Source organism: Streptomyces sp. NBC_00209 (genome assembly GCF_045206345.1).
Taxonomy (GTDB): domain Bacteria; phylum Actinomycetota; class Actinomycetes; order Streptomycetales; family Streptomycetaceae; genus Streptomyces.
On sequence record NZ_CP108121.1, the window covers coordinates 4,392,368 to 4,415,255 of the forward strand.

The following is a 22,888-nucleotide window of genomic DNA, read 5'->3' on the forward strand; positions in this document are numbered from 1 at the left end:
GGCGGGGCCCCGCGCCCCGCCCCTCAGTTCTCCGTGACCGTGACCTTCTCGTCGTTCTTCAGCTGCTCGACCAGCGTCTTCACCTTCGCCTTGTCCCAGGCCAGGTTTCCGCCCACGTTGCCCGCGATCGGGATGTTCATCGACGTGCCGTCGCCGCCGGTGACGCCCTTCATCGCGAAGAACATCTTGCCGAGTGACCAGAGCGACATGTCCTTGTCCACGATCAGCGTGTCCAGGCCCGCGCCCATCGTCGGGTACAGCTTGAACGGGTTGGCGATCGTGGAGAAGGTCGCCGTCTGGCTCGCCAGGGCCGCGAGGAACTTCTGCTGGTTCTTCGTACGGTCCAGGTCCGAGGTGAAGGCGTGGCGGGTGCGGACGAAGGCCAGGGCCTGCTGGCCGTCGAGGGTCTGCTTGCCGGCCGGGAAGTCGGCGCCCGACCACTTGTCCTTGAACGCCTTCGGGATGTCCAGCTCGACCCCGCCGATCGAGTCCACGATCTTGGCGAAGCCGCCGAAGCCGATCTCGACGTAGTGGTCGATGTGCAGGCCGGTGTTGAACTCGACCGTGCGGACCAGCAGCTCGGGACCGTCCGTGGCGTACGCGGCGTTCAGCTTCGTCGTCTTGCCCGTGGCCGGGTACTTCTTGCCCGACTCGGAGCCGACGAACGACGGGATCTCGACGTTCGAGTCACGCGGCAGCGAGACCAGCGTCGGACCGTTGTCGCCGGTGTGCAGGATCATCATCGAGTCGGTCCGCTTGCCGTCGGCCGAGCCCGTGTGGAGCCGCTTCTTGTCCTCGGACGTCATGCCCTCACGGCTGTCCGAGCCGACGATCAGGTAGTTCGTCCCCTTGCCCGCCTCCGGCCGCTCGATGACCTTCGACAGGTCGACGGCGCGGTTCAGCTTGGAGTCGGCCCAGAAGTACGTGCCCACGGAGACGCCGAGCAGCGCGACGACCAGGACCAGCGCGCCGATCCGGATCCGCCGGCCCCAGTTGGGCGCGGGCCGGGGACGGCCCTGGGCGGGGCCCCGGTCGCCGCCGCCGGAGCCCGGTCCCTGGCCGCCGCCGTAGACCTGGCCCGTGTTGTACCCGCTGTCGTAACCCTCGTCGTACTGAGGGTTACCGCCGTCGTAGCCCGAGGGCTGCTGCGGCACCGGGCGCTGCCTCGGCGGCGCGGGGCGCTGCGGCGGCGGGGCCGGGCGGCGCTGGACGTGCGGCATCGAGCGGGCGCTCTCGGGCCGCTCGCTCGCGCTGCCCTGCCCGTAGCGATTACCGCCGCGGTTGTCGTCGGTCCAGCCGTCGGGCCAATCGTTCATACGGACCAGTGTGCAGTCCGGGGCCGCCCCTCTTACAGGGTGGGAGGAAAATCGCACCAGGGCTGTTGCGAAGCTGATGCATTGCGACGGCGTTCCGGCCCCCGCATAAGGTGGACGGCATGACAGATCAGGCTCCGCGCCCGGAGAGCGACATTCCGCCCAAGCCCACCGCGGCCTCCCGGACCACCCTCAGCCACATCATGACCGGCAGCGACACCAATCTGCTGGGGACGGTGCACGGCGGCGTGATCATGAAGCTGGTGGACGACGCGGCGGGTGCCGTGGCCGGCCGGCACTCCGGCGGCCCCGCCGTCACGGCCTCGATGGACGAGATGGTCTTCCTGGAGCCGGTCCGCGTCGGCGACCTCGTGCACGTACGCGCCCAGGTCAACTGGACCGGCCGCTCCTCCATGGAGGTCGGCGTCCGGGTCATGGCCGAGCGCTGGAACGAGTCGACGCCCGCGACCCAGGTCGGCAGCGCGTACCTGGTGTTCGCGGCGGTCGACGCGGACGGCCGGCCCCGCGCCGTACCGCAGGTGACCCCGGAGACCGAGCGCGACAAGCGGCGCTACCAGGAGGCCCAGATCCGCCGCACGCACCGCCTGGCGCGGCGCCGCGCGATCCGGGAGCTCCGCGAGAAGCGGCTGGCCGACGGCATCGAGGACTGAGGGCGCGGGGCCCACCCCTGACCGGTTCCGTCCTCAAGCGCCGGACGGGCTGGGTTTGCCCGGCCACCTCACGGGCACACCACCTCGTCCCCCTTCACCGCCCCGAACCTGCCCGGATCCGGCTCCTCCGCGTGGACCCGCTCGACCTTGCCGTAGTCCGCGCCCGCCGTCACCCGCATCGTCGCCCCCTGCCCCGGCACCGCCCGCAGCTCCGCCCCCGGCAGCGCCGCCGCCAGGGTCCTCGCGGACCGGTCCCAGCGCGGGTCGAACGTGACCAGGGTGTGCTTCAGGTCGTGCTGCGGTGCGGTGAGCGGGGCCCGGGTCGTGTCGAAGCCGGTGGCGTGCAGCGCGGCGTCGACCTTGGTGCCCAGGCCGTCCTTCGCGGTGCCGTTGTAGACCTGGACGCGGATCTGCTTCGGCGGGACGTCCACCTTCTTCGCGGGGGCCTTCTCGGCGGGCCGGGCGGTGGTCAGGGGTTTGTCCTCGCGCAGCGCGGTGAACAGCTGCTTCGACTTCACCGGGTCCCACTTCACCGTGGAACCGATGCCCTTGACCTGGTACGCCACATCGCCCATCGGTACCGAGGCGAATTCGGACGACGCGGGGGAGAAGCCCCGCATCGCCTGGCCGAGGGAGAGCATCTGCTCCGTGTCGAAGCCCCGGTCGGCCCGTACGGACTTCAGCAGGGTCGAGGCGACCTCGCGGAACTTCACCGGGTTCAGCAGCACCCCGCCGCTCGTCGCCTGCTTGATCAGCGCGGCCATGAACCTCTGCTGGCGCTGCATCCGGCCCAGATCGGCGGCCCCGTCGATATGCCGGGACCGTACGTACTGAAGCGCCTGGCCGCCGTCGAGCGTATGGGGGCCGGGCGCGAGGTCCAGGCCGGTGTAGGAGTCCTTCAGCGGGCGGGCCGTGCAGATCCTCACACCGCCGAGGGTGTCGACCGTGGTCATGAAGCTGGTGAAGTCGACCTCCAGGTAGTGGTCGATCTTGACGCCGGTCATGTGCTCCACGGTGCTCACGGTGAGGCCCGGCCCGCCCTCCGCGTACGCCGCGTTCAGCTTCACCGGGTGCGCCGCGTGCTCCTCGCCGGTCGTACGGTCCCGATGGGCCGGGATCTCCGCGTAACTGTCGCGCGGCAGGCTCACGACGCTGGCGCGCTCCTCGTCGGCCGACAGGTGCACCAGCATGATCGTGTCCGTGCAGTGGCAGGGCTCACCGCCCAGCCGGTACTTCCGCTTCTCGTCCTTGCTGATCTTCTCGCGGCCGTCGGTGCCGACCAGCAGCAGATTCATGCCGCGCCCGCTCGCGGGCCGGTTCTTCATGTCCTTGAACGGGTCGACGCGGTCGATCCCGCTCTCCAGATTCGTCACGACCGCGTGCCCGATCCCGCCCGCCCCGAGCACCAGGACCGAGAGCCCGGTCGCGACCCGCATGCCCCAGCGCGGCCGCTCGTCCTGCTTTCTCGGCCGCCGGCGCCGCACGGGCACGGGGCGGGGCCGGGTGGGACGGGGGGAGCGGTGCGGCGTGGGCACGGGGAGACACCTCCGCGGTGCGAGGGGAACCGTTCGCACGGTAGGCCCATACGATCCTCATCCCGGGAGGCCACCCGGCGGCGCGCGCCGCCGTCCCCCATTCGCGGTAACGTGGCGGCCGAATACCGCCTGGTGGGGTACGAGCCCCCGGCGCCCCCGAGGACCACCCGAGGACCACATGTCTGCCGCGCAGCCTCCCGCCGTCTCCGTGATCATGCCGGTGCTCAACGAGGAGCGCCATCTCCGTAACTCCGTGCGCCACATCCTGGAGCAGGAGTACGCGGGCGAGATGGAGGTCGTGATCGCGCTCGGCCCGTCCACGGACCGTACGGACGAGATCGCCGCCGAGCTGGTCGCGGAGGACCCCCGCGTCCACACCGTGCCGAACCCCACGGGACGCACCCCCGCCGCCCTCAACGCCGCGATCAAGGCGTCGAGCCACCCGATAGTCGTCCGCGTCGACGGCCACGGCATGCTCTCGCCGAACTACATCGCGACCGCCGTCCGGCTCCTGGAGGAGACGGGCGCGCAGAACGTCGGCGGGATCATGCACGCCGAGGGCGAGAACGCCTGGGAGGACGCCGTCGCGGCGGCCATGACCTCGAAGATCGGCGTCGGCAACGCGGCCTTCCACACCGGAGGCCAGGCGGGCCCCGCCGAGACCGTCTACCTGGGCGTCTTCCGCCGGGAGGCGCTGGAGAAGGCCGACGGGTACAACGTCGAGTTCATCCGCGCCCAGGACTGGGAGCTGAACTTCCGCATCCGCGAGTCCGGCGGCCTGATCTGGTTCTCGCCCGAGCTGCGCGTCCAGTACCGCCCCCGCCCCTCCGTCCGGGCGCTCGCCAAGCAGTACAAGGACTACGGCCGCTGGCGCCACGTCGTCGCCCGCTACCACGCCGGCTCCATCAACCTCCGCTACCTGGCGCCCCCGACCGCCGTCGTCGCCATCGCGGCCGGCCTCGTGGTGGGCGCGGCGGTCACCCCGTGGGCGCTGGTCGTCCCCGGCGGGTATGCCGCGGCGATCGTCGCGGGCTCCCTCCCGGCGGGCAAGGGTCTGTCGCTGAAGGCCCGCGCGCAGATCCCGGTCGCGCTGGCGACCATGCACATGTCCTGGGGCTACGGCTTCCTGACGAGCCCGCGCGCGCTGGCCAGGAAGGTCATCGCGAGCCGCCGTCCGGCGATCGCCGAGCCGGGCGCGCCGGTGGCCTGACCGAGGACCCTTCGTCTGGACCAGGCAGACGACGAGAGGGGGCGCCCGGCCGGACCGGGCGCCCCCTCTCGCGTACCGTCCGTCAGCTCTTTCCGTCCCACCGGTAGACGGAGTAGATGTCCATGCACTGGCTCTTGTCCGCGGCGTTGATGTCGTCCGCACCCTCCGGAAGGTCACCCGCCTCGACCTTCGGGGCCTTGTACACGGTGCCGTCGCGCCAGTCCGCACCGACGACGACGGTCAGCCCGCCGGCCTTCGGGTCCGCCTTGACCGCTGTCGTCGGCAGGCCCAGGGCCTTGGCGACGGACTGCGCGTCCGCCTTGCCCTGGGCCCCGTCCTCCTGCGGGTACCGCACCGCCGTGTCCTTGCTCGGGTCCAGGTCCTTCGAGGTGTCGGCCTCGGCGAAACCCTTGCCGTGCAGGAGGTCGGCGACCTCGGTGGCCCGCCCGTCCTTGGCCGCCTGGCCGACACCCGTGCCGTTCACCACCGAGACCCCGAGGGTCGCCGGCTCCGCCGCGGGAGGCCCGGAGGGGGTCGAGGAGGCCGAGGGCTTCTTCTCCTTGCCGTTCTTGTCGAACGCGACGTCCTCACGGACCAGACGCCACAGGGTTTCCGCGGACTTCTCGATGGGAACGAGCTTGTTCCGGTCCTGGGACCACTCGGCCGTCGGCATCGTCGTCATGGTGATGCGGTCGATCGGCACGCTCTTGAGCTGCATCGACAGGTCGTAGAGCTTCTTGACCGAACGGATCTCGTCGGAGACCTGGAGGGCATTGGTGGCCGTCTCCGCGAGGTCCATCAGCCGGCCCGCGTCCGACCAGAGGTTCTGCTTCTTCAGCGTGCGCAGCATGGAGTTCATGTACATGTGCTGCGCCTTGGCACGGTTCTGGTCATTGCCGAAGGCGTGCCGGGTACGCAGCCACTGAAGTGCCTGCTTGCCCTGCACCGTGTTCGTCCCCGCCGGCAGTTTGAGGCCGGAGCCGCCGCGCACGAGGCGGGTGGGCTTGTCCCACACACCCGTCTTCACACACACCTCGACACCGCCGATCGCGTCCGCCATGGCCACCACACCCGCGAAGTCGAGCATGATCCAGTGGTCGATGTAGACGCCGGTGAGCTTCTCCCAGGTGGTCAGCGTGCAGCCGGGACCCCCGCGCTGGAGGGACTCGTTGATCGGACTGCTGTCCGTCGCGGGGTACTTCTGACCCGTCTCGGAGTCCGTGCACTCCGGGATGTGGAGGATCGTGTCGCGCGGGATGCTGACCAGCGAGGAGTTCTTCCGGTCCGCCGAGATGTGCAACAGCATCTGGACGTCGGCCCGGGGCTTGTCCCCGGCCGTGTCCTTGCTGCCGCCGAGCTTCACGTTCTCCGCGCTGTTCCGGCTGTCCGAGCCGATCAGCAGGATGTTGAGCGGGCTGTCGCCCTCGGCGTTCGGCGCGGCCTTCTTCACACCGCTCTCGCCGCCGCTGCGGGCGCTGCTGCGGATGTTGTTGTTGAGGTGCTGGTAGTAGAGGTATCCGGCGGAGGCGGCGCCCAGGACGAGCACCGCCATGGATATCGCTATCCACTTGAACACCCGGCGTTTCCGGGACTTCTTGGCAGCCCGTTTACGTGACCTGCCGCGCCGGTGGCTCGCTCGGCCACCGCCGGCGTCACCCGGCCCGGCGTCACCGGGGCGCTCGCCGACACCCTCGTCCCCGCCCTGCCGACGGGAGTGCGTCCGCGACCGCGTCCCCTCCCCAGGCGTGCTGCTCCGTCCCACCAGGACCCCCCTGCTGCTCAGACTCGTATGGTGCGGTGACGCGGTGTCACTTGGAGCACCCCGCGGATTCGGCGCTGGACTTCGGGATGTCGATCTTCTTCGGCGCCGTGATGGGCGTACCGGCCGCCTGGAAGTCCTTGCCCAGCGTCAGCACCATCGCCTGAAGCCCCTCGGCGTCGGTGGTGCCCGGCTTCATCGCGGAGCCGGGCAGGCCCATCATCTCGGCGAGGGCGCGGGCCTGGTCCGCCTGGTTCGGGGCGTACTCCAGCGTCGTCTTGGCGATCTTCTCGGGCGCGTTGGCCTTGTTGGTGGACTTCAGGACGCCCTTGGTGTTCTGCAGCCAGCTGACCGTCTGCTGAGCACCGCCGGCGACGTTTCCACCGTTGTACACATCCACCCGGACGTCGGCCGCCGCCGCCTTGGTTCCCTTGAGGAGCGCGTCCTGCTTGCTCTTGGCCTTCTTCTTCTGCGCGGCCACCTCGGTCAGCGAGGTGTCGTCGCGCAGCATCGAGAACAGCTGCTCCGCCTGCGTCGGGTGCGGGACGACCGTGACGGGCTTGGGCTCGTCGGGGTTGTCGATCACCGGCATGGTGACGAACGTGATGTTCTTCGTGTCCGTCTTGGTGATCTCCTTGGCGAGCGTGCTGAGCTTCTTCACGTCGCCGATGGCCTTGTCGACGGTCAGCGCCTTGGTCGCCGCGTCCGCCACCTTGAACAGCTTCGTCGGGCTGGTCAGCGTGTCGTCCGACTTGGCCTGCTTGATCATCGACCCGATGAACTGCTGCTGGCCCTTGATCCGGTCGAGGTCGCTTCCGTTGGCGTAGGCGTGCCGCGTCCGTACGAACGCCAGCGCGTTCTCGCCCTGGACCTTGTTCGGGCCCGCGGGCAGGTTGAGGTGGGACTTGGAGTCGTTGATGGCGTGGTCGAGGCAGACGTTGACGCCGCCGACCGCCGTCGACAGGGTCTTCACCGCGTTGAAGTCGACCATCATGAAGTGGTCGATCTTCACCCCGGTCAGCTTCTCGACCGTGCCCATCGTGCAGCCCGGGTCGCGGCCGGACTCGCCGAGACTCCGGTTGAACCGGACGTGGTCCGTGCCCGGGATGGTCTTGTCGGAGCCGTCCTCCTGCCTGGACGTGCACTCCGGGATGTCGGTGATGAGGTCGCGCGGGATGCTCATCGCCGTGGCGTTGGTGCGGTCCTCGGAGACGTGGAACAGGATGTTCGTGTCCGCGTGGCCGACGCTGCCCTTGTCGCCGTAGCCCTCGTTGCCCTTACCGGTGCGTTTGTCCGTACCGATGATCAATATGTTGATCGGGGCGTTGGCCGTGACGACGTCCTTGTTACCGGCGTCGCCGATGTCCACGGTGTTGATGTTGCCGTTGAGGCGCTGGTAGAGCCAGTAGCCGCCGGCCGAGACACCCACGAGCGCGAACGCCATCACGCCGCCCGTCCACAGCAGCGCCTTCTTCTTGCGCGACTTGGGGGCCTTGCGCTTGCGACGGCCCGGGCCGGCGTCGCCGGGTGCGGGCCGCTCCTGGCCGCGCGGACCGTTCGCCGACCGCCGCCCGCCCTGGCGCGGCACCTCGGTGGCGCGTCGCGGGGAGTCGTCGGCGGGCGCGCGGCGAGGGGTGCCGGACGGCCCGCGCCGGGCCTGGGGGACCGAGGGCCGGGGGGAATTCCCTCCGGAGTGGTTCAGTCGCAGTTCGTAATCGCCGGTGTCCGGGTTGAGAACCCACTGGTCTGCGGGATCCATGTCTTCAGCCCGCCCACGGCTTTGCGCATCCACGGTTGCTCGAGTCCTCCGTCGGTGCCACGCGAGGCGCCTCCCCCGAAAAGGCGCTCAGTCTTTCTCTCCGGAAGTGCGCGGCCGGACGGCCGGTAGCACCGGATCGCGTCACACTATCCGTCTCATTCGGCGTCCAGCGACGCGCGTGACACATTCCACGGCCCTTACAACCGGGCATTCTTCCCATTGTGCGCGGAATGTTGGTGTCTGTTTGGCCATTGCTTTACTGCTTGCACAGGTCGGTCGCGGCATTGTTCCCCGAATACGTGGGTGTGGGCGACGGCCCCGAGGCGTCGGCCGAGTCCGGATTCCTGTCGCCGCTCTTGTCGTCGCCCTTGAGCTTGTCGGCGGGCACCACGGCGACCGGCTTGTCGTCGCGGAGCTGCTTGAAGAGCTTGTCCGCGTCGGGCTGCACCAGTTCGTCCCGGTTCCTGTCGAGGTGATACGGCTGCCGGGGCACCGTCAGGAACTGCACCTTCTCGGTGGGGACGTCACGCATGCCCCGCACCAGGTCGTAGAGGTCCTTCAGGCTGTTCAGGCCCGGGTCGGTGGTCAGCGCCTTGGTGGCCGCGTCGAGCACCGGGTAGAGCCGCGTCGGGTTGAGCAGGACGCCGTTGCTCTGCACCTTGTTCACGAGCGCCCCCAGGAACTGCTGCTGGCGGTCCATGCGGTCGGTGTCGCTCCCGTTGCCGAGCGACTTCCTGGCCCGTACGTAGCCGAGCGCCTGCTCCCCGTTGAGCTTGTGGCGGCCCGCGTCGAGCTTGAGATGGGCGTCCTTGTCGTCGACCGGCTCCTTGAGGCAGATCTCCACCCCGTGCACCGCGTCGACCATGTCCTTGAAGCCGTTGAAGTCGATGACCATGTGGTGGTCGACGCGGATGCCCGTCATCTTCTCGACGGTCCGGATGGTGCAGGCGGTCCCGCCCATCTCGAAGGCCCAGTTGAACTGCGCGAACTGCGCCTTGGTGGCGGTCTTGTCGGCCTTGTGGCAGGCCGGGATGTTCACCATCAGGTCGCGCGGGATCGACATCGCGGTCGCGCTCTTCCGGTTCGCCGCCAGGTGCAGCAGGATCGTCGTGTCCGAGCGCTGGCTGCCGCCGTCGTCGCGGCCGTACTCGCGGTTGTCGCCGGCCCGGCTGTCCGAGCCGATCAGCAGGATGTTCTCCGCGTCGTGCACGACGGAGACCGGCCGCTCCTTCTCGTACGTCTTCAGCTCGGCCGCCGCCGAGGTGTCCGTCCGGATGTTGTCGTCCAGCTTCTTGTACAGCCACCAGCCGACGCCCGCCGCGACGAGCACGACGAACGAGAGGCCGAGCGCGGTCCAGCGCAGCCAGTGGCGCTTGCGCTTGACGGTGATGTCCAGGCCCGCGCCCCCGTCCCCGCCCTCCGGTGGTTCCTCCGGGGCGGGCCCGGGACCGCTGCCGGACCCGCTGCGGGTCTCACCGCCGGGGGCGGCCGCCGCTTCGGGCGTGCCCTCCTCGCCGGATCCGCCCTCTTCGCCGGGCGGCGGTGCGTCCGGAGTCCGGTCCTCGCCCGCGGCCGAGTCGTCGGGATCGCCCGGAGTGCCGGCGCTTTCGGTCACGTCTGCGTCCATCCTTCACGTTCGGCGGCGCGCTGGGCCGCCGGTCGCAGAAGTAGACGGCTGAACCTCACGCTTGGTTGTGCCTCGGCTGGTCTGTACGGCAGATCATGTACCGGAGTTGAGCGCCGACACGGGGGACTCGGCCCACGATGGGCCGGACGGGTGCCCCCCTCGCGCCTCTTTTCATACCGGTCCCGGGCACGGTCACACCGTCAGCGTGACCCGCTCGCTCTCCACCCGCTGCGCCAGCGCCTCCGCGCCCAGCCGGTCGAGGTGGCGGCACAGGACCACGGAGCCCCCGGTCGCCAGCGGCGCGTACAGCCCGGCGGCGAGCCCGTCCCAGGTGTCGTACGTACGCCCCGTCAGCAGCCGTGAACCGGCGCCCAGGCCCAGCGCCGCACCGTCCTCGCGGCCCCGCGCCACCAGCTCCGCCGCCGTGAACGAGGCCCCGCCCACCGTCAGCGCCGGCGCGTCCGGGTCCACCGGGGCGAACGGCGCGAAGCGGTCGCCCTGCCCCGGCACCTCCACCGCGTAGTCCGCGAAGCCCTCGGGCGCCTGCGGGAACCGCCCGCCCAACGGGCGCAGCGCCAGGGCGATCCGCTCGCCCCGGCAGGCCCGCGCCGCGTCCAGCGTGTCCGGGCCGGAGACGACCAGGTCGGCGGCGGCCGGGTCGCCCCGCACCTCGGCGACCACGCCGACCGAGGCGCAGGCCAGCAGCCAGACCGCGGACTGCCAGTGCGCGGGGAGCAGCAGCGCGAGCCGGTCGCCGGGCTCGGCCGCCAGATCGCCCTGGAGCAGGTTGGCGGTCTTGGCCACCCAGTTGGCGAAGGTGGCCGCCGACAGCTCGACGCGCTCCCCGGTGGCGTCGTCGTAGAAGGTGACCAGAGGGCGGGCCGGGTCCGCGGCGAGCGCGGAACGCAGCAGGTCGGCGGGGGTGCGGTCGCTGGCGTTCATGGGCGGAAGCGTACGCGGCCGGGCCGGCGGGCGGCGGCCCCCGCGACAGCCCCGTACACCGGCCCGCCGGATGCGCAACCGAACGCCCGGGAGCGCGTCTCCACAAAGAACCGGGGACCGCCGTCCGAAGGCGCGCCATATCCGTCTGCATACACTGGCCAGCCGAAGAAGCTGCTGTCCCATCCCCGCTGGGCTCGGGGCGAGCTGATCCAGTGGGGATGGGACAACCGCTCCACACGACGCCCGGCCCCAGCAGGAAGCGAAGACAGTGCTGTGACAGAGGCAAAAGAAGCGATCCTCCTGGTCGGCGGCAAGGGAACCCGGCTGCGCCCGCTCACGGTGCACACGCCCAAGCCCATGGTTCCGGCGGCGGGCGTCCCCTTCCTCACGCACCAGCTGGCGCGTGCCCGGGCCGCCGGGGTCGAGCACATCGTCCTCGCCACCTCGTATCTCGCCGAGGTCTTCGAGCCGTACTTCGGCGACGGCTCCTCGCTCGGCCTGCACATCGAGTACGTCACCGAGCGCGAACCGCTGGGCACCGGCGGAGCCATCCGGAACGTCGCCCACCGCCTCGCGTCGGGCCCGGACGAACCGGTCCTCATCTTCAACGGCGACATCCTCACCGGGCTCGACATCCGGGCCCTGGTCACCTCGCACGCCGACTCCGGCGCCGACGTCTCCCTCCACCTGACCCGGGTCGAGGACCCGCGCGCCTTCGGCCTCGTGCCGACCGACGACACCGGCCGCGTCACCGCCTTCCTGGAGAAGCCGCAGACGCCCGAGGAGATCGTCACCGACCAGATCAACGCCGGCGCGTACATTTTCCGCCGCTCGGTCATCGACACCATCCCGGCCGGCCGCCCCGTCTCCGTCGAGCGCGAGACCTTCCCCGGCCTCCTCGCCGACGGCGCCCACCTCCAGGGCATGGTCGACTCCACGTACTGGCTGGATCTCGGCACCCCGCAGGCGTTCATAAGGGGCTCCGCCGACCTGGTGCTCGGCCGCGCGCCCTCCCCGGCGGTGCCGGGCCGCTGCGGCGACCGCCTCGTCCTGCCGACCGCCTCGGTCGCCCCCGACGCCAAGCTCTCCGGCGGTACGGTCATCGGCGACGGCGCGGTGATCGGCGCGGGCGCCCGGATCGACGGCTCCACCGTCCTCGCGGGCGCGGTCGTGGAACCCGGCGCGGTGATCACGGACTCCCTGGTCGGCGAACGCGCCAGGATCGGCAGCCGTACGGTGCTGGCCGGCGCGGTCGTCGGCGACGGCGCGGAGGTGGGCGCCGACAACGAGCTCCGCGAGGGCGTACGCGTCTGGTGCGGGGCGCACCTCCCGGACGCGTCGGTCCGGTTCTCCTCGGACGAGTGAGCGACCCGGCGGCTCCGGCCCGCACGCGGACCGGGTGGCCGGAAATCGCCGTACCCTCGACAGGCAGCCCCGACGACCGAGGACCTCTTCCGTGGCAGGACGATTCGCTCCCCGCAACGCCCGGCGCGCGCCCGTCCCGCACCAGGCGGCGGCCGTGCCCGTACCGGCGCCGCAGACCCGTGTCTGGACCCCGCCGGGCCCGCTCGACCTGAGGCTCGTCCTCGGCCCCCTGCGCCGCGGCCCCGCCGACCCCACGTTCCGGATGGTCGCCGACGGCTCCGTCCGCCGGGCCAGCCGCACCCCCGAGGGCCCCGGCACGCTCCACGTCGTCGCCCGCGACGACCGGATCGAGGCGTCCGCCTGGGGGCCCGGCGCGGCCTGGCTGCTGGACCAGCTGCCCACGCTGCTCGGCGAGGGCGACGACCCGGCGGCCTTCACCCCGCGCCACCGCCTCCTCGCCCAGACCCAGCACCGCCGCCCCGGCCTGCGGCTGCTGCGCACGGGCCTGGTGCTGGAGTCGCTGATCCCGTCGGTCCTGGAGCAGAAGGTCACGACGGACGAGGCGTACCGCGCCTGGCGCCTCCTGGTCCGCCAGTACGGGGAGCCCGCGCCGGGCCCGCAGGAGTACGGCCTCTACGTCATGCCGGACGCCCGCACCTGGTCGCTGATCCCGTCCTGGGACTGGCACCGCGCGGGCGTCGACAGCAAGCGCTCGGCGACGATCCTGCGCACGGTCCGGGTGGCCCGCCGCATGGAGGAGGCGGCCGCGATGGACCTCCCCGACGCGCTGACCCGCCTCCAGGCCGTCCCGGGCATCGGCCCCTGGACGGCGGCGGAGACCCTGCAACGCTCCAACGGCGCCCCGGACGCGGTGACGGTCGGCGACTTCCACCTCCCCGGCATCGTCGGCCACGCCCTGGCAGGCAACCGGAACGCGGACGACGAGGAAATGCTCGCTCTCCTGAGCCCGTACGAGGGCCAACGCCACCGTGCGACCCGCCTGATCCTGCTCTCGGGCGCGACGCCTCCGCGCAGGGCGCCGCGTTTCCAGCCGAGGGACATCGCACGGTTGTAGAACGGTGCGCTCCGGGCGCCCGACGTCGGTTCAAGCCCGCCTGGCGGTGTATTCGAGCCCGTCCGGCGATGGAGGACCGGGGCCCGGGGCAGAGCCCCGAAACCCCGCGGCCGCGTCAAGCTCACCGCACCACGACGAAGTCCTCCGCGGACCGCCCCACCCGCGGCCCGGGGGCCGAAACCGGGTGCCCCACCGCAACCGCCCCCAACGGATCCCAGGACTCGGGCAGCCCCAATACAGACCGCACCACCTCCCGGCAGAACATCGTCGAGGACACCCACGCAGACCCCAGCCGCTCCCCGGCCAGCGCCACCAGGAAGTTCTGGATCCCCGCCCCCGCCGCGACCACGAACATCTCGCGCTCCGCGCCGTCCCGCCGCTCGTCCCCGTACGCGTGCGAACCGTCCATCACCATGCACGGCACCACCAGATACGGCGCCCGGCGCAGCACCTCGCCCCGCCGCACCCGCTGGGCGATCGACTCCTCGCTCTTGCCGTCGCGCCGCAGATCCGCGACCCACGCGTCCCGCATCGCGTCGAGCAGCCGGGTCCGCGACTCGGGGGACTCCAGCAGGACGAAGCGCCACGGCGTCGTGTGGTGCGGCGCCGGCGCGGTCACGGCGGCGGCGACCGCACGCCGTACCGCCCCCGGATCCACCGGCTCGTCCGTGAACTCGCGCACCGTGCGCCGCTGCGTCACCGCCTCCCGGACCGCCTCCGAGGTCCCCAGCCGGAACATGTCGTCGGCCGCGACCCGCACCATCGCACGGGCCCCCCGCTCGTCCGCCGCGTCCACGACATGCCCGAGCCCGCGCACGACGGCGACGGGCAGCCCGTCCGTCTTGCCCTTGACCAGGTCACCCGCGGCGGCCAGCTCGTCGGCGGTGGCGATCACGGTCGCGTTCAACGGGTTGCCGTGCGCGTCCCGCCCGCCCCGCAGGTCGTCCAGCACCCGCACCCCCGCCGCACCGATGGCGACATCGGTCAGCCCGTTGCGCCAGGGCCGCCCGAAGGTGTCCGTGACGAGGACGCCGACCTCGACGCCGAGCGCCGCCCGCAGCCCTTCCCGGATCGCCCGGGCCGAGGCGTCGGGGTCCTCGGGGAGCAGGAGGACCGTCCCGGCGGGGGTGTTCGACGCGTCGACACCGGCGGCGGCCATGACCAGGCCCTGCCGGTTCTCCACGATCCGCAGCGGACCGCGCCGCGCCACCACCCGTACCGTCTCGGCGTCTATGGCCGCTTCCCGGTCGGTGGCCTCGGTGATCCGGCCCTCCGCCTTGGAGACGATCTTCGAGGTGACGAGCAGGACATCGCCGTCCACGAGCCCCGGCCCGGTGGCCGCGATCAGCTTCGCGAGGTCGTCCCCGGGTCGCACCTCGGGCATCCCGGGAAGGGCCCACACCCGGTAGGAGGGGGCGTCGGCGGCGCTCACGCGCGGACCTCCCCGGCGAGCGCCAGCGCCTGACGCGCCATCTCGGCGGTGGCGGCGACGTCGGTCATCATCAGCGGTACGGACCGGCAGCGGATGCCCGCCGACTCCACCCGCTCGACCGCCCCCGCGTCCACGGTGTCGACCAGCCAGCCGTCGAGCAGCCCGGACCCGTAGTGCTCGGCGACGGCGGCGGCGGTCGATTCGACGCCCACCGCCGCGAGGACCTTGTCGGCCATCCCGCGCACCGGCGCGTCACCGACGATGGGGGAGAGGCCGACGACCGGCACCCCGGCCTCGGCGATGGCCTCGCGGATGCCGGGCACGGCGAGGATCGTGCCGACGGAGACGACCGGGTTGGACGGCGGGAAGAGGATGACGTCGGCCTCGGCGATGGCCTCCAGGACCCCGGGCGCCGGCTTCGCCTGCTCCGCGCCGACGGGCACGATCGCCCGCGCCGGCACGGCGGCCCGCAGCTTCACCCAGTACTCCTGGAAGTGCACGGCCCGGCTCTCGCCGTCCTCCTCGATCGCCACATGCGTCTCGACGCGGTCGTCGGACATGGGCAGCAGCCGGACGCCCGGCTTCCAGCGGGCGCAGAGCGCCTCGGTGACGGCGCTGAGCGGATAGCCCGCGCCGAGCATCTGCGTACGGACGATGTGCGTCGCGAAGTCGCGGTCGCCGAGCCCGAACCACTCGGGGCCCACGCCGTAGGCGGCGAGCTCCTCCTTGACGCGGAACGTCTCGTCCGTGCGGCCCCAGCCCTGCTCCTCGTTGATGCCACCGCCGAGGGTGTACATCACGGTGTCGAGGTCCGGGCAGACCTTGAGCCCGAACAGATGGATGTCGTCACCGGTGTTGCCGATGACCGTGATGTCCGCGTCGGGCGCGGCCTCCTTGAGACCCCGCAGGAAACGAGCACCACCGATACCGCCGGCCAGAACCACAATGCGCATGCGAAACAGTCTGTCAGGCGGAGCCCGGTCCTTGTCGGGGGGCCGTTCAGGCAGTCGCCGCCACCGGGGCGCACTGCGCGGCGTGCATCGGCATGTCGGTGAGGCCCGGGTAGTAGACGTGGAGGCTGACGGCCGGTTCCAGGGAGTCGTTGACGACCTCGTGGACGTAGCCGGGCGCGAAGACGCGCTGCGCGCCCGCGCCCAGCGTCCGCTTTCCCCGGTCCGTACGTTCGGTCAGCTCGCCGTCGAGCACGGTCAGGACGCCGGAGGACAGCCCGTGGTCGTGCAGCCCGCTGCCCTGCCCGGGCACCCAGCTCAGCAGCCAGACCTCGTAGCCGAGTGGGGTCTCCCCTGGTCGAGCGGAGCCGAGACCTTGGGGAACGGTGTGCAGGCGGTGGTACCAGCGGGTGGTGGCGTCGTACCGGACGAGCGGCGCCCACCGGTCGCGGTCGGCGGCGATGCTACGGGCGAGGCCGACGAACTCCGCCACGGTGGTGGGGTGTTCGGGCGCGGGGCGAAGGAGGTGCTGGACCTCCAGGAGGTCGCCGGCGATCTGGAGGTCGCTGTCGCTGCTGTTCATGGGAGCGGTGTTTCCTCGGCGGGGTGCGAGTGCGGCGTGTGGTGCGGGGGCTCGTCGCGGGGGCCGGGAGCGCCGGTGGCCGGAGGGGCCGCGCGGGGGAGGGTCGGGACGAGCGGTGCCGGGCCGGAGCGGAAGGGCTACGACGGCGTCGGCGGCATCAACAGCTGAGACAGCTGGAACAGCAACAGCGAGCCTGGACAGCGCTACGGAACCCACGGGCGCGGGTCGCGTGCGTCGCTGAGGTCACTGGCATGCCATCAAGGAGAACCGGAGAGCCGCCCGGTGTCAACCCAATGCCCGGTTTGGCGGCAATGTTTCACCTCATCCGGTTACTCCGCCCGGAGAAAGGTTTTAGCGGCTCGTGGCGGGGACAGGTGGCGCAACAACCGCGCTGCCAAACGCGAGCGCGGCGCCGTGACCCGAATGTGATCTTGGTCGCTTCAGTGATCGAATCGAAACGTGTCCGCGTCCGCGGCGGTTTGTCTCCATGGCGGGCGGGAGCGCGGTAGCGCCCATGGCATATGTCAGGTTTTTGGTGATTTGAACACTTAACGCATACGGTTGGTGCCGCAGGGTGAATACCGGGGCCAATAGCAGATCCGGGCTTGACCAGCCAGAGCTACACGCTTGTAATTTCACCCGTGTCGTTCGGCCGATTCGGTAACGGCCGCATCACGGGACGCAAGAGACAGACGAGGGGCGCACATGACCGAGCTGTTCCAGCAACTGCTGGTCGAGGACGCGGACGAAGAGCTCGGCTGGCAGGAGCGCGCGCTGTGCGCCCAGACCGACCCCGAGTCCTTCTTCCCCGAGAAGGGTGGATCGACCCGCGAGGCGAAGAAGGTCTGTCTCGCCTGCGAAGTCCGGTCCGAGTGCCTGGAGTACGCCCTCTCGAAGGACGAGCGGTTCGGCATCTGGGGCGGCCTCTCCGAGCGCGAGCGGCGCCGCCTGAAGAAGGCGGCGGTCTGACCGGGCCGACAGACCCGGCCCGGCCCACCACGCACACATCACGGCCCGCCGCCTGCACCCGCAGGCGGCGGGCCGTCGCCGTACCCGCGAACCCCGCCCGCGCCGGCCCTACGCCGTATCCGCACAGCGCCACCGTCATGCCCCGCCGCCCCCGGAATCCGCGCCGGCCGCTACCCCCTCGCGCCCTCGTTCAACCGCTCCGCGCCACCCCGGTTACCCCTACCGTTAGTGTGGGGCCCCGTCCGAGACGCGCCAACGACCAGACAGAGCGCGCGTGTACACCGATGCAGCCCCCGGGGGGACGTCCCCCGGACCCGGCCGGAGGGCCCGTACCTCGATGTCCGTGCACAGCCAATCAACGGCGCCGTACGCGGCCGCCGCCGCCCCCGAGTTCCCCCGGCATGTCGTCACCGCCGTGCTCGTCTCCCACGACGGCGCACGCTGGCTGCCCGACGCGCTCGCCGGACTGCTCGGCCAGGAACGCCCCGTACAGAACGTCATCGCCGCCGACACCGGCAGCGCCGACGACTCCGCGCGCCTGGTCACCGAGGCCCTCGGCGCCGACCGCGTCCTGCACCTGGCGCGGCGTACGAGCTTCGGCACCGCCGTGGACGAGGCGAGTCGCACGGCCGGCGTCCTCACCCCGGACGACCTGCCCTATCTGAAGCGGCCCAGCGGCTGGGACCCGGTCACCCGGACCTGGCGCGACGAGGCGTACGAGATGCCCGAGCTGCCGCACGGCGAGCCGGTGCAGTGGCTCTGGCTGCTCCACGACGACTGCGCGCCCGCGCCCGACGCCCTCGCCGAGATGCTGCGCGTCGTGGACAACGACCGGCACGCCGCGATCGTCGGCCCCAAGCTGCGCGGCTGGTACGACCGCCGCCAGCTCCTCGAAGTCGGCGTCTCCATCGCCAACAGCGGCCGCCGCTGGACCGGCCTCGACCGCCGCGAGCAGGACCAGGGCCAGCACGACCAGGTCCGTACCGTCCTCTCCGTCTCCACCGCCGGGATGCTCATCCGGCGCGACGTCTGGGAGGAGCTCGGCGGCTTCGACCGCAGGCTCCCGCTCATGCGCGACGACGTCGACCTGTGCTGGCGCGCCCACATGGCGGGCCACCGGGTGCTCGTCGCCCCCGACGCCGTCCTGCGGCATGCCGAGGCGTCCGCACGGGAACGCCGCCCCATCGACTGCGCCGGCCGCAACGTCGCCAGCCCGCACCGCGTGGACAAGGCGGGCGCCGTCTACACGATGCTCGTCAACGCCCGCGGCAAGAAACTGCCCTGGGTCATGCTCCGGCTCGTCCTCGGCACCCTGCTGCGCACCCTCGCCTACCTCGTCGGCAAGGTCCCCGGCCAGGCCCTGGACGAGGTCACCGGACTCCTGAGCACCCTGCTGCGCCCCGGCCGCATCCTGTCCGCCCGCCGCGCCCGGGGGAAGGGCGCCGTCGACGCCGCCGAACTGGGCGGCCTCTTCCCCGCACCCGGTGCCACCATCCGCGCCACCGTCGACCAGGTCGCCGGAAACTTCGGCGGCGGCTCCGACGCCGACGCGGGCGGCTCCCGGCACGGCGCAGTCGAGTCCGGACCGGGCGGCGACGACGCCGACTACCTGGAGATCGACCAGTTCGCCCGGCTGAAGAAGGTCGGCCGCAAGCCGGGACCGGTCCTCTTCGCCCTGCTCCTCCTGGTCTCCCTCGTCGCCTGCCGCGACCTCATCGGCGGCGGCGCGCTGGCCGGCGGCTCCCTGCTGCCCGCCCCCGGCGACGTCTCCGACCTGTGGGCGCGCTACGCGGACGGCTGGCACCCCGTCGGCACCGGCGGCACCCAGACCGCACCGCCCTACCTCGCCGTCATCTCCGCCCTGTCCGCGCTGTTCCTCGGTTCCACCGGCTTCGCGCTCACCCTGCTGCTCGTCTGCTCGGTCCCGCTCGCCGGACTCACCGCGTACTTCGTCACGCGCCCGCTGCTGCCCTCGCGGCTCCTGCGGGCCTGGGCGAGCGTCGCGTACGCCTTCCTGCCCGCGGCGACCGGCGCCCTGGCGACCGGCCGCCTCGGCACCGCCGTCCTGGCCGTCCTGCTGCCGCTGATCGCGCGCACGGCCGTCTCCGCGCACGGCATGCTCGCCTCCGGCGACGCCCGCGGCAGCTGGCGCGCCACGTGGGCGTACACCCTGCTCCTCACCCTCGCCATGGCGTTCACGCCGATCGTGTGGCCGCTCGCCGTGGTCCTCGGCCTCGGCGTCCTGGTGCTGCGGCGCGGTGACGTCACGGCGTACGCGCTCCGCTTCCTCGCCGCCGTCGGCACCCCGGTCCTGGTCCTCGCGCCCTGGTCGCTCTCCCTGCTGAGCAGCCCGTCCGCGTTCCTGAAGGAAGCCGGACTGGAGACCGGTACGGGCTCCGCCTCCGCCCTGGACCTCCTCGGCATCAGCCCCGGCGGGCCCAAGGCCGCGGGCGGCGTCCTGCTCCTCGGCATCGTCCTCGCCGCGCTGGCCGCCCTGCTGCGCGGGGAGCGGCAGTTCGCCGTCCGGACCGCCTGGGCGGCCGCCCTGGTCTCCCTCGCGTTCGCCGGGCTCGCCAACGGCTCCGGCTGGGCCGGCCCCGCCACGCTGGTCTACGGCGCCGCCCTCATCGCCGCCGCGCTGGTCGGCGCGGACGGTGCCCGCATCCGCGTCGCCGAACTCAGCTTCGGCTGGCGCCAGCCGGTCGCCGCCCTGATCGCCCTCGCGGCGGGCGTGGCCCCCGTGCTCGCCGCCGCCGGCTGGATGCTCGGCGGCGCGGCGGGCCCGCTGGAACGCCGCGACCCGGTCCAGGTGCCCGCGTTCGTCGCGGAGGAGAGCGGCACCCGCGACCAGCCGCGCACCCTGGTCCTGGGCGGCACCTCGTCCGCCTCCGTCGACTACACCCTCGTCCGCGGCTCGGGCGCCCGGCTCGGCGACGCGGAGCTGGCCGAGGCCCAGGGCGGCAACAGCCACCTCGACAAGGTCGTCGCCAATCTGGTCGCCGGCTCCGGCGCCGACCAGGGCAGCCAGCTCAGCGGCTTCGCGATCCGTTACGTCCTCGTGCGCGACGGAGCGCCCCAGCAGATGAGCCGGGTGCTCGACGCGACCCCGGGCCTGAGCCGGCTCAGCCAGCTCGACGGCAGCGCCCTGTGGCGGGTGGACCGGCAGGTCGCCCGGATCATGATCGTTCCGTCCGCCGCCGGCGACGAGTCGCTCCCCGTGGGCTCCCAGCCGGTCGAGGCGCACACCAGGATCCCGGCGGGCGGCTCCGGCCGGGTGCTGCGGATCGCCGACGCGGCCGACCCCGGCTGGCAGGCCACGCTCGACGGCCGCGCGCTGACCGCCAAGACCGTCGACGGCTGGGCCCAGGGCTTCGCACTGCCCACCGAGGGCGGCACCCTGGACCTCACGTACGAGGAGCCCTTCACCCACACCGTGTGGATCTGGGCGCAGATCGCGCTCGCCGTGGTCCTCGTGGTCATGGCCCTGCCCGGTCGCCGCCGCGAGATCGACGACGACCTGCCGGAGGAGGCCGAGGCGGTCGCCGCCGAGCCGGTCGCCGGCGAGGGCCGCCGCGCCCGCAGGCTGCGCGCCGCCGCCCTGGCCGAGAGCGAGGCCGCCGAGGGCGCCCCCGAGCAGCAGGACGCGGAGGGCGTCCCGGACCTGTACGAGACCGGCGAGCAGCCCGCGTACGTTCCCGCCCAGCAGAGCGCCGAAACCGGCCCGGCGGCCCCGGAGGGCGACGACAACGTCTTCGTACCGCAGCAGCAGTACGGCGACTGGGACGACGGGCAGGGCCAGTACCAGGACGCGGCCTATCCGCAGTACCAGGACGGCCAGTACCAGGAGGGCGCCCAGTACCAGGACCCGCAGTACGCCGAGGGGCAGCAGCAGCCGGACACCGGCGGCTACGACCCGTACGGCTATCCGCAGTATCAGGAGGGCCAGTACCAGGACGGCCAGTACGTGGGCCCCTACGACCCGCCCGCGTACGACCCGCAGTCCTATGACCCGAACGGGTACGGCCCCGAGGCCGGGCAGTACGGCGAGCAGCAGCCGTACGACCCGCAGAACCCCGAGAACCCCGCCCCGGGCCAGAACCCGTGGCCGACCGGTAACGCATCGCGAGGCGAGTCCGAGTGAAGTCCACCAGCGCCCTGTCCCTCATCGCCGGAGCGGTCGCCCTGGCCGCCGTCACCGGGTTCGCCGCGCTCAACGAACCGTCAGGCGACAGCACGGCGGAAGCGAGGACGGCCACCCGGCTGCCCGTCGAACGCACCAGCCTGCTGTGCCCGGCGCCCGGCCTCTCCGACCTCTCGGAGACGGCGTACACGGCTTTCACACCGTCCGGTGCGAGCGGCGGCTCCGCCACGGCCGGCACCGCCGAGCTCCTGTCCTCCGCGAAGGACGACGAGGCGAACGCCGACGACAAGTCCGACGACAAGTCCGACGAAAAGGACAAGGATAAGAAGAGCAAGAAGGACAAGGCGGACAAACCGGTGGTCTCCCTCAAGGAGCCCGGCAAGCCCGCCACCGGCGAGGCGTCGGGCGCCGACTCACCCGCCCTCATCGGCACCGCGACCGGCCGGCTCGCCCCCGGCTGGACCGCCCAGCAGACCACCACCATCGAGGCGGGCGACGGCCGCGGTCTGCTCGGCATCAGCTGCACCGCGCCCGACACGGACTTCTGGTTCCCCGCGGCGAGCACCGCCAAGTCCCGCGAGGACTACGTCCACCTCACCAACCCGGACGACACCGCGGCCGTCGCCGACATCGAGCTGTACGGCCCGGACGGCTCCCTCAAGTCCGACGTCGGCGAGGGCATCACGGTCCCGGCGGGCTCCGGCGTCCGGGTCCTGATCTCGACGCTCACGAGCAAGGCCGCCGACGACGTCACCGTCCACGTCACCACCCGTACGGGCAGGGTCGGCGCGGCCGTCAGGGCGGCGGACGACAAGACCGGCAGCGACTGGCTCACCGCCTCCGCCGAACCGGCCGGCACGGTCGTGCTGCCCGGCATCCCGGCCGACGCGACCTCGGTACGCCTGGTGGCCTTCGCCCCCGGCGACGACGACGCCGACCTCGGCCTGAAGCTGCTCGGCAAGACCGGCGCGGTCACCCCGGCCGGCCACGAGGAACTGCACGTCAAGTCGCACATGACCGCCGGAACGGACCTCAAGGACATCACCCGCGGCGAGGCGGGCTCGCTGATGCTGGTGCCGTCCGAGAAGGGCGAGGCCACCCCGGTCGTCGCCGCCCTGCGCGTGGTCCGGGGCAAGGGCGACAAGCAGGAGGTCGCCTACATCCCGGCGACCGCCCCGGTGGGTGCCCGCGCGACCGTCGCCGACAACCGGTCCAAGGGTTCGGTCCTCTCCCTCACCGCCCCCGGCGCCGCCGCGACCGTCAAGGTCACGGCGTCGGCCGGCAGCGGCGGCGGTAAGCCCGTCAGCAAGACGTACAAGATCGCGGCGGGCACGACCACGGCGGTCACCCCGCCCGTGCCGACGGGCCTCAAGGGCACCTACGCCCTGACGGTCGAGACGCAGTCGGGCGGCCCGGTGCACGCCGCGCGCACGCTCACCGAGACCGTGAACGGCATCCAGATGTTCACGGTGCAGACGATGCCGGACGACCGGGGCACGGTGGAGGTCCCGGCGGCCCGCCAGGACCTGTCGGTGCTGGACGACTGAGCAGGGCGGC

At 72.2% G+C, this 22,888-nt stretch carries 16 protein-coding genes; 7 read left to right on the forward strand and 9 right to left on the reverse strand.

Annotated elements, in window-relative coordinates; translation table 11 throughout:
* Positions 1-23: 23 nt before the first annotated feature.
* Positions 24-1,316 (reverse strand): LCP family protein, encoded by a 1,293-nt coding sequence (locus OG867_RS20060; RefSeq protein ID WP_406287201.1) that lies wholly within the window; start codon positions 1,314-1,316, stop codon positions 24-26.
* A 119-nt stretch (positions 1,317-1,435) separates the two neighbouring features.
* On the opposite strand from OG867_RS20060, the gene OG867_RS20065 reads away from it, so the two are divergent.
* Entirely contained in the window at positions 1,436-1,984 is a 549-nt protein-coding gene (locus tag OG867_RS20065; RefSeq protein WP_406287203.1) for an acyl-CoA thioesterase, read from the forward strand.
* A 68-nt stretch (positions 1,985-2,052) separates the two neighbouring features.
* Here the strand turns inward: OG867_RS20065 and OG867_RS20070 are convergent, their stop codons facing one another.
* Positions 2,053-3,420 carry an LCP family protein gene (locus OG867_RS20070; RefSeq protein WP_406291067.1) on the reverse strand — a complete coding sequence of 456 codons (1,368 nt, stop codon included), beginning with the start codon at positions 3,418-3,420 and terminating at the stop codon, positions 2,053-2,055.
* 277 nt (positions 3,421-3,697) lie between these two features.
* Here OG867_RS20070 and OG867_RS20075 point away from each other — a divergent pair, with 277 nt between their 5' ends.
* Complete coding sequence (locus tag OG867_RS20075) at positions 3,698-4,729, forward strand: glycosyltransferase family 2 protein (RefSeq protein ID WP_406287205.1); 1,032 nt, start codon at positions 3,698-3,700, stop codon at positions 4,727-4,729.
* Positions 4,730-4,811: 82 nt separating this feature from the next.
* Here OG867_RS20075 and OG867_RS20080 read toward each other — a convergent pair whose 3' ends face one another.
* From OG867_RS20080 to OG867_RS20095, 4 genes are all read right to left on the reverse strand, one after another.
* Entirely contained in the window at positions 4,812-6,281 is a 1,470-nt protein-coding gene (locus tag OG867_RS20080) for an LCP family protein (protein WP_406291069.1), read from the reverse strand.
* A 256-nt stretch (positions 6,282-6,537) separates the two neighbouring features.
* The gene (locus OG867_RS20085; RefSeq protein WP_406287208.1) at positions 6,538-8,280 is read right to left on the reverse strand and encodes an LCP family protein; all 1,743 of its coding nucleotides are present in this window, start codon (positions 8,278-8,280) and stop codon (positions 6,538-6,540) included.
* Positions 8,281-8,503: 223 nt separating this feature from the next.
* Positions 8,504-9,862 (reverse strand): LCP family protein, encoded by a 1,359-nt coding sequence (locus OG867_RS20090; protein ID WP_406287211.1) that lies wholly within the window; start codon positions 9,860-9,862, stop codon positions 8,504-8,506.
* A 204-nt stretch (positions 9,863-10,066) separates the two neighbouring features.
* A complete protein-coding gene (locus tag OG867_RS20095; protein WP_406287213.1) occupies positions 10,067-10,816 on the reverse strand; it encodes a TIGR03089 family protein in 750 nt (249 codons plus the stop codon).
* Positions 10,817-11,089: 273 nt separating this feature from the next.
* Here OG867_RS20095 and OG867_RS20100 point away from each other — a divergent pair, with 273 nt between their 5' ends.
* Together OG867_RS20100 and OG867_RS20105 are read left to right on the forward strand one after the other, a co-directional pair.
* Positions 11,090-12,181: an NDP-sugar synthase gene (locus OG867_RS20100; RefSeq protein ID WP_328900457.1), complete on the forward strand. Its 1,092-nt coding sequence runs from the start codon at positions 11,090-11,092 to the stop codon at positions 12,179-12,181.
* 91 nt (positions 12,182-12,272) lie between these two features.
* A complete protein-coding gene (locus OG867_RS20105) occupies positions 12,273-13,256 on the forward strand; it encodes a DNA-3-methyladenine glycosylase family protein (protein ID WP_406287215.1) in 984 nt (327 codons plus the stop codon).
* Positions 13,257-13,377: 121 nt separating this feature from the next.
* Here the strand turns inward: OG867_RS20105 and OG867_RS20110 are convergent, their stop codons facing one another.
* The 3 genes from OG867_RS20110 to OG867_RS20120 are packed head-to-tail and all read right to left on the reverse strand — an operon-like array spanning position 13,378 to position 16,221.
* Positions 13,378-14,688, reverse strand: coding sequence for a coenzyme F420-0:L-glutamate ligase (locus tag OG867_RS20110; RefSeq protein ID WP_406287217.1), 1,311 nt, complete (start codon positions 14,686-14,688; stop codon positions 13,378-13,380).
* Complete coding sequence (gene cofD, locus OG867_RS20115) at positions 14,685-15,641, reverse strand: 2-phospho-L-lactate transferase (protein WP_161206820.1); 957 nt, start codon at positions 15,639-15,641, stop codon at positions 14,685-14,687. The genes OG867_RS20110 and cofD overlap by 4 nt, the downstream gene beginning before the upstream one ends.
* Before the next feature lie 46 nt (positions 15,642-15,687).
* Positions 15,688-16,221: a cysteine dioxygenase gene (locus OG867_RS20120; protein WP_406287220.1), complete on the reverse strand. Its 534-nt coding sequence runs from the start codon at positions 16,219-16,221 to the stop codon at positions 15,688-15,690.
* A 705-nt stretch (positions 16,222-16,926) separates the two neighbouring features.
* On the opposite strand from OG867_RS20120, the gene OG867_RS20125 reads away from it, so the two are divergent.
* The 3 genes from OG867_RS20125 (at position 16,927) to OG867_RS20135 (ending at position 22,878) form a co-directional block, all read left to right on the forward strand.
* Positions 16,927-17,190, forward strand: coding sequence for a WhiB family transcriptional regulator (locus OG867_RS20125; protein ID WP_018103995.1), 264 nt, complete (start codon positions 16,927-16,929; stop codon positions 17,188-17,190).
* A 337-nt stretch (positions 17,191-17,527) separates the two neighbouring features.
* A complete protein-coding gene (locus OG867_RS20130; protein WP_406287223.1) occupies positions 17,528-21,331 on the forward strand; it encodes a glycosyltransferase in 3,804 nt (1,267 codons plus the stop codon).
* On the forward strand, positions 21,328-22,878 hold the full coding sequence (locus tag OG867_RS20135) for a DUF5719 family protein (protein ID WP_406287225.1): 1,551 nt from the start codon (positions 21,328-21,330) through the stop codon (positions 22,876-22,878). Before OG867_RS20130 ends, OG867_RS20135 begins: the two co-directional genes overlap by 4 nt.
* Positions 22,879-22,888 lie beyond the last annotated feature (10 nt).